Here is a 13806-nt window from a genome sequence, read left to right on the forward strand (position 1 = left end):
TTGATAAAATCTGAACTAGAAACCCGGTTTTTGTAGTCTAAAAACTAGCTAATAATATTTGCCCGAACTATTCCTCGACGCCAAAATCTTGGCGCAGTTTGGCTTCCTGCTCGTGGGTGAGGTTAGATTGAATTAATTCGCCTCGTTCTTCAGGTGTAAAAGCGTCTTCCACCTTATCAATTGTGACTTGACCCGTCAGCAAGAAAAGGGCAGAAGTTCCTTCTGTAACCTTGCTTTTGACATCATTGATAAAGTCGTCATTAATTCCATAGTCTGTAAAATGACCTGAAAGCGCACCAATGGCGGCTCCCATTGCCATTCCCAGAAAGGGCATAAAGAAGATGAGTCCAAACAGCATTCCCCAGAATGCTCCCCCTAATGCTCCTGCTCCTGTTGTGTCCATCGCCTGATAGGTTTTAGGACGTTTGCGACCCTCTGGCCAAGAGACAATTGCCGCATCAAGAACTTGAATTAGTTGCTGTTTTTGCAGGTCTTGTAATTTGTTGAGGGCGTTATCTGCACCATCAGCCGTATTAAATTTCCAGACCGTCAATGCTGCCATAATTTAAGTTTTCCTTTGTTGAACGTTGAGACAAAACTGATATTTTCAATGATTTGGACATATCTTCTAAAAGCACTTGCAACTCTAACAAAGAAAAGTGACAAACTCAGGTCAATTTCACTCCTAAGTCAATTTTTTTCAAGAACTGCCTACCTTATACTTAACGCTACATTATCTAATCCTTATAACTTCAGCCACGACATCTTTTTATTGCACGGGTTTGACACTTTTGTTCTGTAAACTTTTCCGGGGTTGTCCATTAATTGTTTAGCTTCTTCCGCACTCGTGCCCCACGTCTGACCCGTTAGGGCAGCGTGGGATGAATTGCGGTTGGGTTTTATGATTGTAAAATAGATTATAATAATTAACAAAAGGAGGTGATCCAAAGTGCTGAAGGCAACAAAAGTTAGGCTATATCCAACAACAGAACAGGCATTAGCATTGGCTAAGTCATTGGGTTGTGCAAGATCGCAAAAGGAATTTTGCCTTAAACGCCTGTATTCAGCACTATCAAGAAACTGGCAAAAGCCTAAAATTAGCATCTTATAAGGGAATGTTACCTCAACTTAAAAAAGAGTATCCTTGGCTTAAAGAGGATTGCTACTCATCGGTTCTCCAGTGTATCGCAATCAACCTAGACAGAGCTTACAAAAACTTTTTTGAGGGACGAGCTAAATTTCCTAATTTCAAATCTAAACATCACAAGCAATCAATTCAGTATCCTCAAAGTGTTACTGTTAACGGTGAATATCTAAAAGTTCCCAAGATTGGTGAAATCAAAGCAATATTTCACCGAGAGATTACAGGAAAAATTAAAACAGTAACAATTTCCAAGACTTCAAGTAATAAATACTTTGCTTCTATTCTGTGTGAAGTAGAATCAAATGGAGTCAAGGAATCGGGAAATAAAGTTATTGGAATTGATTTAGGGCTAAAGGATTTCGCAATTGTTCATGATGGACAAAAAGTAACCAAATACGCTAATCCAAAACATTTAAAGCGTCATCAGAAAAATCTAGCCCGGAAACAGAAAAAACTCTCCCGAAAAACCAAAGGTAGTAAATCGAGAGAGAAATTCAGAAAAATTATTGCTAAGGTTCACGAGAAAATAACCAACTCCCGCCAAGATTTCTTGCATAAATTATCAAGAGAATTGGTAAACGAAAGCCAAGTGATTGTCGTTGAAAACCTCAACGTCAAGGGAATGGTTAAGAACCGAAAGTTATCTAAGTCGATATCTGATGTGGGTTGGGGAAAATTTGTCAACTTTGTTGATTATAAGCTGAAGCAAAAAAACGGCGAATTTATAGAAATTGATCGCTTTTTCCCTAGCTCTAAAACTTGTTCGAGTTGCGGTCATATACTAAGTGAGTTGCCTCTGGATATCAGAGAATGGGATTGCCCAAATTGCCAAACTCACCATGACCGTGATGAAAACGCTGCACTTAATATCAGGAATGAAGGCATCAGAATATTAACTGAAGGCGGAGGGAACCCCGTTTTTGCTGATGGAGGCTGTGTAAGACCACCTACTTTTCAAGTAAGGGGCATCGGTCTGTGAATTCAGAAGCCAACACCGACCCGATTAGGGCGGTGTTGGTAGTTCACCAAAATTGATTCCATCGGAACCCATCCCCATTCACCCTTGAACGGAACATTTCAGTTATTCCTGCGGCTATGGAATCTAAACCTAATCCTCAAAATATCAACCTACTTCACTCAATTTTCCGATCCACAGCTTTCAAAGCTATCCTGGGAAAACTCAACCCGATTCTGTTTTGGGCGGCTCTAGCCGGATTGATGACCGGATTGATTGGGGGTAGCTTTCGGTTTCTAGTCTCAGTAATCCTAGATAACCGGGTGCGTTGGATTCATTCTTTAGATCAGATGCCTGGAAAAGGGGCGATTATCTCGATTGTTGTATCAAGTGTCATGGTCTATCTGGGATTTGGCTTGATGCGACGCTTTGCTCCAGATACCTCCGGTAGTGGCATTCCCCAAATTGAAGGGATGCTATCAGGGCATTTACCCCTAGTTTGGCAACGGGTACTGCCGATTAAGTTCGCTACGGGTCTTCTCATCCTGGGTAGTGGCATGGTGATGGGACGGGAAGGGCCAACGATTCAGATGGGAGGCAGTATCGGCAAGATGGTCGGTACTTGGTTTCGGGCTTCTCACGAACAAACGAGAGTGTTGGTTGCAGCTAACGCCGGAGCGGGACTAGCAACGGCTTTCAACGCGCCTTTGGCGGGAATTCTGTTTGTGTTTGAAGAAATGAAACCCGTGTTTGAGGATCAAGTTCATGCGTATCGAGCCATAACATTATCGTGTATTACCGCAACGATTGGACAGCAACTCATCTTGGGGACTGGGCCTGTTTTAAAACTGACTCAATTTGAAACGCCACCCCTCGCCTCGTTGTGGATTTTTGCCCTTTTAGGAGTTGCCTTTGGGATAATTGGGTATTATTTTAATGCTTTCTTAGTGAAAAGTTTAGATTTTTTTTCAAGTTTGCGCGGCATTCCCTATCAACTAACGGGGCTATTTGTGGGGGGTTTTATTGGGTTAATGAGTTGGCTTTATGCCCCGACGACTGGCGGTGGGGAAGAGATGATCATCTGGTCGTTTAATAATGTAGAACCTACTGATTTTCTCTTATTATTATTTATGGTTCGATTTGGAATGACTATTCTGTGCTATGGGTCTGGTGCTCCGGGCGGAATTTTTGCGCCCATGCTTTCAATTGCAACTTTATTCTCGTTAGGTGTTGCTAAACAAATTTATCTTTGGTTTCCGAGTATTTTACCCGTACCTCAAGTCTTAACAATTACTGGGATGGGAGCATTGGTTTCTGCCACCGTCCGCGCTCCCCTAACGGCAATTTTATTAACCTTAGAAATGACGGCTAATTATCAGTTAATTTTGCCAATTTTAGTCAGTTGTTTTATGGCTAGTGCTACGGCTGAGGGATTGGGAGGAAGACCGATTTACTCAGTGCTTTTGGAACGAAGATTAAAAAAGTAAAGTAATATGAAATCTTGAAAAGAATGCTATAAAAGGGAACAGGGAACAGGGGGGAAAAGAAAATCGGGAATAGGGGAGCGGAAAAAGTGATGAGTTATCCGATTAGTTATTTGTAGCAAATATTTAAAGATTTCATATAACCAGCACCAACGAAAAAAGCTTTTAGTTTGGTGCGGTTCTTCTGGCTCCCATTGTCTGAATGTACTCCATTAATCATCGTATTTTTTAAATGAAGTTGAATGATCATCCTAATGATAAATTTCACAAAGATCATCATTCAAATTTTCTGGCTTCCTATTAATTAGTAATTCACCCAAATCTTAGTGACAAATTCCGGTAAAGGTTTGACCACTATGCTGAATTTGAATTACACTATAGTTACCCAATAAACTAAAACTAATAGGACTTCCAGCTTGAGATTTTCCACTATAAGTATCGTTCCCTTGATAGGTTGTAGAGGCTAATCCAGCCGGCTGCATTTGTCCATTTATAGATTCATTTATGGTGACTGAAACAGGTTGTTTTTTCTCCATGCTATTGTTATCGATGACAGAGGTATAAAAGTAAATTTTATGACCTTGATTTGTCCTACCTTTGGCAACACAGATAATTCCATCACCTAAACTGGGAGCGGCTGACGCTATTTGAACTGGAAGGCTAGGAAAGAGTAACACTGTTCCTATCGCTACAAAACTCAATTTGTTAAAAAAATTAAACATGATTTTGCTAGTCCATTCGATAGATAGACAAAATTAGGAGAATCATCACCATAATTGACTGGAGTTTATTGCAAAAAAGTGACAAAACCGTGCAAAATCCTATTAATTTATAGCGGTTTTCAGTCCTGTGAGGTATTGATCAAAAGTGCAGATCAATCAGTTTCCCGATTAGAACACCTGCGATCGCTGCTAATCCAGCAATCCCGACGGTTTGTAGAACCGTTGGTAACACTGCACGCATCCCAATTCGAGCGCGACCATATCCCAACAGGATCAACAGCAACAAGGTCATGAGCAACGAAACCCATCGTGCTTCTGCTAGGGGTAAGAATACAAACGCTAACACCGGAGAGGGAAGTTTTCGTCATCATTTCTCAAAATTGTTACGGGCACTGTGGGATTCATAGGCTTGCAAAAGCGCCTTGAGGCGAGCTATTTCCTGGCTCATATCGAGAACCATTTGAGCCCCAATCCAATTAACGCTTAGATCCCGTCGCAGCCGTAAAATTTGGGTCAGGCGAGTAATTTCTCTGGCGGGTAACTGATCCTGTTCCGCTTCAATCACATTCAAAGCCACTAACCGACGTACCAAAGTCACAGAAACCGCCGTCAGGGTGGCTACCTGTTCAACGGTATAGCAACGCTCCTCCCCAGTGGCGGATTCGGAGGAGACTAAATCAATCATGTCTTCGTTCATAGGGTGATATTCTCCAGATTGGCATGGGGGTTAAACATCCGATGGGCGCGAATCGTTTCATAGCTGGTGCGTTCAATCTCACTCAACTCATTTTCCTTGGGAGCCACAATCATCAGTTTGACCAGTTGATCGGTACGCTCCCCTTTAAGTAATTTCCATCCCTTACCCCGCAACCTTAAGACCTGTCCTGATTTTACACCGGGGGGAATTTTCATCGTCACCAGTCCATCGGGTGTCGGAACCTGAAGGTCAGTTCCTAATACCGCTTCATCGGGCGCGAGGTTAATTTCACAGGTAATATTCGTTTGGTCGTCCAGCTTAAAGAAGGGATGGGGAGCGAGATCAATCGTCACATATAGATCGCCGTGTTCTTTGGTAAAGGGATTCATTCGCCCTTTTCCCTTAATGCGAATCCGGCTACCTGGTTTAGCACCAGGGGGAACCCGGACTTTAAACGACGGTTCTCCTTCGAGTTGCAACTGTTTAACCACACCTTGAAAGGCTTCTGCCATCGTCAGAACAATCGCCGCTTCAACGTCAGGTTGGGGCGCATAGCTATGATAGGGGGAACGATACCCCGGATCAAATTCGTCTGTCTCTTCTGGGTAGCCATCGCTGGTGTAATAACGATAAGCGCGACGACCCTGGCGATCGCCCTGACCATAACGATTCAACAGTTGATTAATAAAGTCATTGAAATCCCCATATTGTCCAAAGTCCGTATCTTCATACTGGGTCGCGCCTGTCCCTGGCGGTGGCATTCCCTCCTGGGCATATTTCCAATATTGTCCGTACTGGTCATACTTCTTGCGGTTTTCTTCATTAGATAGAACTTCGTAGGCTTCGTTAATTTCCTTAAACCGTTCTTCTGCCTTTTTATCATTAGGATTGAGATCAGGATGATATTGACGAGCCAGTTTTCGATAGGCTTTCTTAATAGCATCCTGATCAACTGCTTTATCAACACCTAAGATGGCGTAGTAATCTTTAAAATCTTGAGCAGCCATAATCAGTTATCAGTTATCAGTTATCAGTTATCAGTTATCAGTTATCAGAAAAAGTGGGGACGGGAGGCTTTTAGTCACCCGTTATTAGTTTGAAGACAAGCAAAAATTGTCTGCTCCCCCTTCTCCCTCTGCCTCCCCTGCTCTCCCTGCGCCCCCTGTTTCTAACTAGAGCATTCTTCCCCGTTTAAATTGAGCAATACCATTGTTTAAAGCACTTTTTAAGGGGGAAGCTAACGTGGCGATTAGCTGTTCCGACTGATTAAAGGTTGGGTTTTCCTCAATTAATGGATTGAGGGCGGTTTTAAGGACATCATTCTGACTCTGTAGTGTTTCATAGATTGCCTTACATTCATCAAATTCGAGGGTAAAACCATCCATATTATCCCAGGTGAGATCCCCCAATACTTTACATCCCTTGAACGATTTTAACGTTGCTGCTAGATCCAACAAAAACGATGCTGACCCTAAATCCTGATAATGGGTTGCGGGTGTTCCTTCTGTATTGGTCTGCACGCCATAATAAGGCCCAGTCGTCGTATAAACCACATTCCACGCCCAGACTTCTCCTGGGGGAAGTTGAAAATGCTGCTCAAAATCCTGCTGGGTCGGTTGGTTATGATGGATGTAGAGATTGGGAGCCAAGGGTTGGATTTGCTGATATCCCCACAGTTCGATTGCAGTCTCCCTAGGCGCAATATCATGGGGAATGCGGCTGCGTAATAGCTTTTCCGTTTCGTTACAAAGGAAGTTGACGTGATCCTGTAGGGCTAAATGTTCGTCATCGGTTAACTCCTGCTGCAATTGACTACGGATGGCATGAATCAATTCATCTTTCGTATTCCCTTCATACCAGACTCGGCGAACGGTATGTTCAATAAAGTGAAATCGCAGTTGTTCAAAGGCATAAGGCATAACAAAATCCTCGTAGTAATCCTAATGTTATTGTCATCTTCAGGTGCATTATTGATTTCTATTGTGCCAGTAATGTTGTGTCTTGTTGATCAGCTAAACTCAAAGAAAAGACCCCTTGAATTGTCACCACTTTGTTACTTTTGCAGGATAGAATATAGGATCTGGTTACAGATTAGTTTAAAAAAGTAAATTTCTTCTAGGAAAATTTACTGTTTAGACCCCGATTTGAACAAAAGACCTATCTAAAATTCATGAGGTTATAAGCTAATGTCTACTTCTAGTCATCCTCAACCCAATGTAGATCCCAATACAGAGCCTTATAGCAATCCCCATCCTGAAGAAGTCGAAGATCCAAATATCGATCCCTATACTAATCCTGATCCCAATTCTAATACAGACCCTAACTTAGAACCCTATACTAATCCTCATCCTGAACCCGTGAAAGACCCCAATATTGATCCCTATACCAATCCTGAATCTGAATAGGAAATTTTTATTAATTCCTATTTAATCAAAGTGAAGCATTGGGAAAATATGCGAATTCTACTGGTTGAAGATGACCATAATTTAGCTCAAGCATTGAGTGCCGTTCTCAGTAAACACAATTATATTTTGGATGTTTCAACTGACGGTGAAATGGGTTGGGAGATGATGAATATCATTTCTTATGATTTAGTATTACTCGATATTATATTGCCGAAGTTGGATGGCATTAGTTTATGTCGTCGCTTACGAGAACACAATCTACAAGTTCCGGTTATGCTGATCACAGCAAAGGATTCCTTGACCGATAAACTAATGGGATTGGATAGCGGAGCCGATGATTACTTAATAAAACCCTTTGATATTCAAGAGTTGCTGGCTCGAATTCGAGTGTTCTCTCGTCGATTAACAGAACAATCAACAATCATTTTTTCCTGTGGAGATATTCGGCTCAATCCCGAAATGCGACAAATTACTTATCAGGGGCAAGTTATACCTTTTAGTCGCAAAGAATATTTATTAATAGAATTATTTATACGTCATCCTTGTCGTGTTTTTAGCCGAATGGATATTGTTGATCATCTTTGGTCATTGGATAAACTGCCTACGGAAGATACTGTAAAATCCCATATCCGTCGCATTCGCAACAAATTAAAAGCTGTGGGAGCAGAAGATTTAATTGAAACTTTGTATGGACATGGTTATCGAATTAATCCAAGTTTTTTACAGGATTCCTCCTCTCGTTCTCCTTTGTCTGCGGAGCCAGGAAAAGAATTAGAGAATGCGATTGCTCAAATTTGGCAAAATATTCGAGAAGGAGTGTTTAATCATCTTAAAACGTTAGAACAAGCTGTCACAAGTTTGCAATCTCAAATATTAGATCAAAATCAGCTACAAACAGCCCAAAAAAGTGCTCATCAGCTTGCAGGTACAGTTGCTACCTTTGGTTTTGAAGCCGCTGCTTATATCGCTAAGGCAATAGAAATCCTATTACAAAATCAGGCTATACACCTAAAAACGACACATTCACTCACTCAATTAGTCAAAACTTTACGGCTAGAGTTAGAACAGCAACCCATTAATTCTATTCATGAAGAAAATTCTTTGATTCAACTTAATTCTTCCCAGGATTTCCCTTTTGATACTCAGCCGATCCGGATCATGGCAGTCGATGATGATGCCATAATTCTTATCTTAGTTAAACAAATTCTGGAAAATGAGGGAATTCAAGTGACTACATTAGAAAAACCAACACAAATTTGGGAAACCTTAGAAAATGTTCAGCCCAATTTGTTAATTTTAGATATTAATATGCCTGAGATGAATGGATTAGAGATCTGCCAACTCATTCGAGAAACAGCACAATGGAGTTGGTTACCCATTCTAATTCTGACCGTTCAAACGGATCGCCAGACGGTACAACAGGTGTTTGCCTGTGGTGCAGATGACTATTTAGCCAAGCCAATTGTACCCGAAGAACTATCGACTCAAGTTTGCAATCGCATTCGACGTAGCCAAAGACTGAAGCAGTAATCAGTCATGTTATTGCTATTACATACATTAAAATTAAAGCCTAATCTTCTTCAGCATCAGATACTATAATTTTTTTACCTTTATCAACCTCTTTTTTTTCTAATAAGACTAATTGAATTGATTCTAGTTCTTCATCTGTTACTTCCCATAACTTTGCTGTAAGCTGATCAATTTTTTTTTGGTTCTTCAGTATCTAGTATGCTAAAATTATAGTTAATAAAATCAAGAAAGACAAAAAATATATCTACCCCTAGCTGAAAAGCTTTTTCCGGTTGACAGTTAAGCCATCTGTGTTGTTAACTAAAATCAGAAAAATGGTAAATTCAGGGTAAATCAGTAACAATGACTTCCTCAAGGGAAATTAAAATGCTCACAGAGCTTCTGGAGCTAGAAGGAGTAAAAGTAGTCTCACGTCATCAGCATAAAGGGATTGGAATAATTTTAGAGATAGAGCCAATCCATCAGGAAAGTATTTGTCCTCGTTGTGGGGAAAAAAGTCATAAATTACATCAAAACCATCGATATATAATTAAAGATTTACCTTGGGGAGAATCGCCAGTATTTTTGGAAATAAATAGACGACAGTTCAAATGTAAGAAATGTAAAAGGCCGTTTAGTGAGGAGTTAGATTTCGTGGAAAAAAGAAGGACTTATACAAAAAGATTGGCTAATAGAATCGTACAAGAAGTTTTAGAAAAGGATATAAACAGTGTTGCCAAAAAAGGATTAGTGACAACAGAAGAAATAGAAAGGATGTTAAAAGACGCATCATCAGAATTAGCTGAGTTCAAACCCACCGATTTAAAAAGATTAGGAATAGATGAAATAGCATTGATTAAAGGAAAAGGAAATTATTGTGCAGTTTTAATAGATTTAGATAAGTCGAAGTTAATTGCAATTCTCCAAAAAAGAACACAAGAAGAAATCAAAAAAGTGTTGCTGGGATGGGGAACAGAGGTGCTAGAAAAGGTAGAAGAAGTCAGCATAGATCTGTGGAAAGGATACAGAAGCTTATATTGCTTACTTTGATCACAGAACAACCAGTGGGGTAGTGGAGGGAATTAATAACAAGCTGAAACTGATTAAACGCTCGGCTTATGGATTCAGGAATTTCAAAAACTTTCAATCAAGATGTTTACTGAATTGGCATTTTAACTAAATCTTTAGCATACTAAATACTGAAGAACCATAAATAATTTCAACAATAGTAATTATAGAAAATCCTACCCAATCACCATTAGCCGCAAGATTATCAATTGTTGAGCGCGCTGTTTGTGAAAGACGAGAATCAGCGAAAATATACCAAATAATAGTATGAGTATCAGCGATCGCCTTTAACATTATATATCCTCTCTCTCAAAGCCTAACCCTATCTCCTGACGAACTTGATCAATATCTTCTGCTGAGGGAGCTTGTCCTAAATCAGCACAAATTCCCCATAAAGAACGGCGAGGTTTAATTTCAGTTGGAATTAATTCTTTTTCAACATCGGGTGCGATCGCTTGAATTAAACGCATTTTTTCCAAAGCGGAAAGTTGTTTTGCTTGTTGAATTACTTGTTCTAAAGTCATGCCTAATATTTGATTACCTCAAATAGCTTATTTTAAGGTTATAACTCCCTCTATTATATCGTTTTAAGGGAGTAAGCGCAAGTGCTAAATAATAAAGCTATTTTTGGAGATTTTTTAGAGCGAGTATCCCAGAGATAAACTAAAAGTATAAGCTAAACGAGTTTCTACTTCCACAACAGAAATCACAGAGATTTCTAATCCCTTTTCAGCTTTGCCAGTTATACTATTAAAAAAGTAATCTTTAACCGCTAACCCTGTTCTAATTGCCAGGTGGATCAAATTAGTCAAGGTATCAGTCCTAAACCCCTTAAAATTGATAGGGATACAAAGGAGAACGTCAGGATGGACGATGATGCCAAGACCAAAACCGAATTGATTGAAGAGTTGCAAGCCCTGAGAGCCGAGGTTGCGATGCTGAAGCAAAAGTCCGGGGTCTTGCCGTCATCTGAACAACCCGATCAAGAGTTTCTTCAATCAGAGCAATTGTTTGCAGGCTTTTTTAATGCGGCAACTCAGTCCAACGTGGGATTATTTATTGTTGACAAAAACCTACGATTCCTCCATATTAATCAAGTCTTAGCAGACATCAACGGGTATTCTATTCAGGAGCATTTAGGTCAATTATTAGCCAATTTGTTACCCGAACTTGCCCCGACCCTAACACCTTTACTGCAAACTCTCATTGAAACCAGACAGCCGATCTCAAATTTAGAAATATCGGGTTATGTACCCAGTCAACCCGGAGTTTTACGACATTGCATCAACTCTTTTTTTCCCATTTCCAGCACTACGGGTGATGTCATTGCTGTCGGTGGTATCGTCCTAGAAATCACTGAGTATAAACAAGTCATCGAAGCATTACAACAGAGTGAATTTAATCTGCGTACAGCCCAAAGAATTGCTCATGTCGGAAGTTGGCATTGGGATCAAATTACAAACACCGTCATCTGGTCAGAAGAAATGTATCAGATTCATGGGTGCGATCTTAACCAATCTCCGCCTCAAGGCAAAGAACTTGAACCTTACATCCATCCAGACGACTTTGCTGATTATCAACAGTTAATTGAGCGAGCGCTGGCTGGGCACTCCTTTGAAGTGGATTTACGCATCATTCGCCCTAACGGGGAAATTCGCTATATTGAAGCACGAGGAGAACCTGGAATTTTCAATGCTCAGGGAGAATTATTACACTTGTATGGCACGGTGCTGGATGTCACGGAGCGTAAGCGGGTAGAACAGGCACTCCGTCAAAGTGAATTTGCCCTACGAGAAGCCCAACGGATTGCCCATGTAGGCAGTTGGCAATGGGAACAAGACAATGAAAAGATTATCTGGTCTGAGGAAATCTATCGCATTCACGGACTTGATCCCAATAGTGCTGTACCGGATGCCCAAAAGCGGGATAAATATATCCATCCTGATGATTTAGACATTCATCAAGCTATGTTTAACGCATCAGTCAGAGGGGAGGCTTATGAATTTGATCTGCGAATTATCCGTCCTGATGGAGAGGTACGCTACATCGAAGCCAGAGCAGAACCGGGAATTTTTAATGAGCGAGGAGAACTGATTTGGTTATTTGGTACGGTATTGGATGTGACTGATCGCAAACGAGTCGAAGCCACCTTGCAAGAATCAAATCGGAGATGGCGAAGTCTGTTAGATCAGGTACAACTGATGGTGGTGGGATTAGATACTCAAGGGGTGGTGGAGTATGTTAACCCTTTTTTCTTGCAAGTTACGGGTTACACCGAGCCAGAAGTGATGGGTCAAGAGTGGTTTAAAACGTTTGTGGTTGCTGAAGAATGGCAAGTGTCACGAACCCATTTTGTTGATTTGCTGGAGCAGCACGTTCCTTATTCCCATTATCAGAATAGAATTATCACGAAATCTGGGGAAGAACGAATCATTGTCTGGAATAATACCGTTTTGCAAGATACGACTGGAAATCCAATAGGTTCTCCCGTACAGACTAGCGTAATCGGTATTATTGGGATTGGTAAAGATATTACCGAACAGCATAAATTGGAACGACTCAAAAGTGAGTTTGTTTCTATTGTTAGTCATGAACTGCGGACTCCCCTAACTTCTATGCAAGTTGCTTTGAGTTTGCTCGATCAAAAATGGGTTGATCCGACATCGGAAGAGGGACAAGGGATGATTCATGTAACGGCCGAAGGAGTTGATCGCTTGGTGCGTTTGGTGAATGATATCCTCGATTTAGAACGGCTCGACTCCGGTAAGGTTCACCTTGAAAAACAGTCTTGTTACCCTAACGATCTGATTCAGACTGCCATCAACCAAATGAAGGACTTGGCAAATCAATCCGATATTCAGTTTGAGGTGTCTGTGGTCTCCTATCCAATTCAGGCTGATCCCGATCGTCTTATCCAAGTTCTAACTAATTTACTGAGTAATGCGATTCGTTTCTCTCCTTGCGATTCGATTATTAAAATTCAGGTAGAGAAGTTTTCTTCACTGTCTGTGGAGGATTTATCTCCTGTCACCTGTTTACAGTTTATGATTCAGGATCAAGGGCGTGGCATTCCCAGTCATCAGCTAGAAAGCATTTTTGAACGGTTTCAGCAATTGGATGCTTCTGATTCGCGCTCAAAAGGCGGAACAGGCTTAGGATTAGCAATTTGCCGAAGTATCATTGAACAACATGGAGGACGAATCTGGGCAGAAAGCAACTTACAAATCAGAAAAGGGAGTTGTTTTTATTTCACTTTACCAATTTTAGAGGGTGATCAAGATGGTAAAGAAACGGATTTTATTGATTGATGATGAACCTGGAATTCGTCAAGTCCTCCCTGTTGCATTTCGAGTGATTGCTTCCTGGGAAACAGTTGTTGCAGATTCTTGTCAAGCTGGTATTGCTCTTGCTGAAACTGAACCACTAGATGCGATTTTGCTGGATGTTATGATGCCTGAAATGGATGGGATTACGGCTTTTAATAAAATGCAATCTAATCCTATAAGTAGGTCAATTCCTACTATTTTGCTGACGGCTAAAGCACAAGCAAGTGATCGAAATCGGTTTGCTCAATTAGCGATCGCTGGCATTATTACTAAACCTTTTAAAGCACCAGATGTAGTGAGTCAAATCCGATTAATTTTGAACTGGCATGACTCATAAGATACTCTTTCCCAACACTTAAACTAATCTCTAATAGAGCGCTACGCCTGACGGTTAGGACATTTTTAAACCCTGAAACCCTTTCACTTCTTACTGTTCCCTGTTCCCTGTTCCCTCTTCAAGTAGCGCTATAGACTTGACCTGAGTTGAATTTTTTGG

General features: G+C 40.8%; 15 protein-coding genes and 2 pseudogenes. 8 read left to right on the plus strand and 9 right to left on the minus strand.

The window, feature by feature from the left end; translation table 11 throughout:
- Positions 1–67 precede the first annotated feature (67 nt).
- Entirely contained in the window at positions 68–562 is a 495-nt protein-coding gene (locus NMK36_RS01110) for a DUF1269 domain-containing protein (RefSeq protein WP_072719001.1), read from the minus strand.
- Positions 563–949: 387 nt separating this feature from the next.
- Between NMK36_RS01110 and NMK36_RS28905 the strand changes: the two are divergent.
- The 3 genes and pseudogenes from NMK36_RS28905 to clcA form a co-directional block, all read left to right on the plus strand.
- A pseudogene (locus tag NMK36_RS28905) lies at positions 950–994 on the plus strand (helix-turn-helix domain-containing protein); the annotation flags it as partial.
- A 28-nt stretch (positions 995–1022) separates the two neighbouring features.
- On the plus strand, positions 1023–2123 hold the full coding sequence (locus tag NMK36_RS01115; protein ID WP_367400310.1) for an RNA-guided endonuclease InsQ/TnpB family protein: 1101 nt from the start codon (positions 1023–1025) through the stop codon (positions 2121–2123).
- Between the two features lie 116 nt (positions 2124–2239).
- Positions 2240–3586 (plus strand): H(+)/Cl(-) exchange transporter ClcA, encoded by a 1347-nt coding sequence (gene clcA / locus NMK36_RS01120; RefSeq protein WP_083579982.1) that lies wholly within the window; start codon positions 2240–2242, stop codon positions 3584–3586.
- A gap of 320 nt (positions 3587–3906) precedes the next feature.
- Here the strand turns inward: clcA and NMK36_RS01125 are convergent, their stop codons facing one another.
- The 5 genes from NMK36_RS01125 to NMK36_RS01145 all read right to left on the minus strand — a co-directional run bounded on the left by NMK36_RS01125 (position 3907) and on the right by NMK36_RS01145 (position 6921).
- Entirely contained in the window at positions 3907–4305 is a 399-nt protein-coding gene (locus NMK36_RS01125) for a hypothetical protein (protein ID WP_222425230.1), read from the minus strand.
- A gap of 139 nt (positions 4306–4444) precedes the next feature.
- A complete protein-coding gene (locus NMK36_RS01130; RefSeq protein ID WP_072719002.1) occupies positions 4445–4651 on the minus strand; it encodes a VIT1/CCC1 transporter family protein in 207 nt (68 codons plus the stop codon).
- A 21-nt stretch (positions 4652–4672) separates the two neighbouring features.
- The gene (locus tag NMK36_RS01135) at positions 4673–5002 is read right to left on the minus strand and encodes a chaperone modulator CbpM (RefSeq protein WP_072719003.1); all 330 of its coding nucleotides are present in this window, start codon (positions 5000–5002) and stop codon (positions 4673–4675) included.
- The gene (locus tag NMK36_RS01140; protein ID WP_072719004.1) at positions 4999–6009 is read right to left on the minus strand and encodes a DnaJ C-terminal domain-containing protein; all 1011 of its coding nucleotides are present in this window, start codon (positions 6007–6009) and stop codon (positions 4999–5001) included. The genes NMK36_RS01135 and NMK36_RS01140 overlap by 4 nt, the downstream gene beginning before the upstream one ends.
- 165 nt (positions 6010–6174) lie before the next feature.
- Positions 6175–6921, minus strand: a complete 747-nt coding sequence (locus NMK36_RS01145) for a hypothetical protein (protein WP_254172815.1) — start codon at positions 6919–6921, stop codon at positions 6175–6177.
- Between the two features lie 267 nt (positions 6922–7188).
- On the opposite strand from NMK36_RS01145, the gene NMK36_RS01150 reads away from it, so the two are divergent.
- From NMK36_RS01150 to NMK36_RS01160, 3 genes and pseudogenes are all read left to right on the plus strand, one after another.
- Positions 7189–7407, plus strand: coding sequence for a hypothetical protein (locus NMK36_RS01150; protein WP_072719007.1), 219 nt, complete (start codon positions 7189–7191; stop codon positions 7405–7407).
- A 48-nt stretch (positions 7408–7455) separates the two neighbouring features.
- Positions 7456–8937 carry a response regulator gene (locus NMK36_RS01155; protein ID WP_072719008.1) on the plus strand — a complete coding sequence of 494 codons (1482 nt, stop codon included), beginning with the start codon at positions 7456–7458 and terminating at the stop codon, positions 8935–8937.
- Between the two features lie 342 nt (positions 8938–9279).
- Positions 9280–10096 (plus strand): annotated as a pseudogene (locus NMK36_RS01160) (transposase).
- Here NMK36_RS01160 and NMK36_RS01165 read toward each other — a convergent pair.
- The 3 genes from NMK36_RS01165 to NMK36_RS01175 form a co-directional block, all read right to left on the minus strand.
- On the minus strand, positions 10093–10278 hold the full coding sequence (locus tag NMK36_RS01165; protein WP_072719009.1) for a hypothetical protein: 186 nt from the start codon (positions 10276–10278) through the stop codon (positions 10093–10095). The pseudogene NMK36_RS01160 and the gene NMK36_RS01165 overlap by 4 nt on opposite strands.
- Positions 10278–10508: a hypothetical protein gene (locus NMK36_RS01170; protein ID WP_072719010.1), complete on the minus strand. Its 231-nt coding sequence runs from the start codon at positions 10506–10508 to the stop codon at positions 10278–10280. The genes NMK36_RS01165 and NMK36_RS01170 overlap by 1 nt, the downstream gene beginning before the upstream one ends.
- Before the next feature lie 114 nt (positions 10509–10622).
- A complete protein-coding gene (locus NMK36_RS01175) occupies positions 10623–10796 on the minus strand; it encodes a hypothetical protein (RefSeq protein ID WP_186440346.1) in 174 nt (57 codons plus the stop codon).
- A 54-nt stretch (positions 10797–10850) separates the two neighbouring features.
- Here NMK36_RS01175 and NMK36_RS01180 point away from each other — a divergent pair, with 54 nt between their 5' ends.
- On the plus strand, positions 10851–13292 hold the full coding sequence (locus tag NMK36_RS01180) for a PAS domain S-box protein (RefSeq protein WP_072719011.1): 2442 nt from the start codon (positions 10851–10853) through the stop codon (positions 13290–13292).
- Positions 13264–13647: a response regulator gene (locus tag NMK36_RS01185; protein ID WP_072719012.1), complete on the plus strand. Its 384-nt coding sequence runs from the start codon at positions 13264–13266 to the stop codon at positions 13645–13647. Before NMK36_RS01180 ends, NMK36_RS01185 begins: the two co-directional genes overlap by 29 nt.
- Positions 13648–13806: the final 159 nt, after the last annotated feature.

Origin of the sequence: Planktothrix pseudagardhii (assembly GCF_904830925.1) — a bacterium.
Lineage (GTDB): Bacteria > Cyanobacteriota > Cyanobacteriia > Cyanobacteriales > Microcoleaceae > Planktothrix > Planktothrix tepida.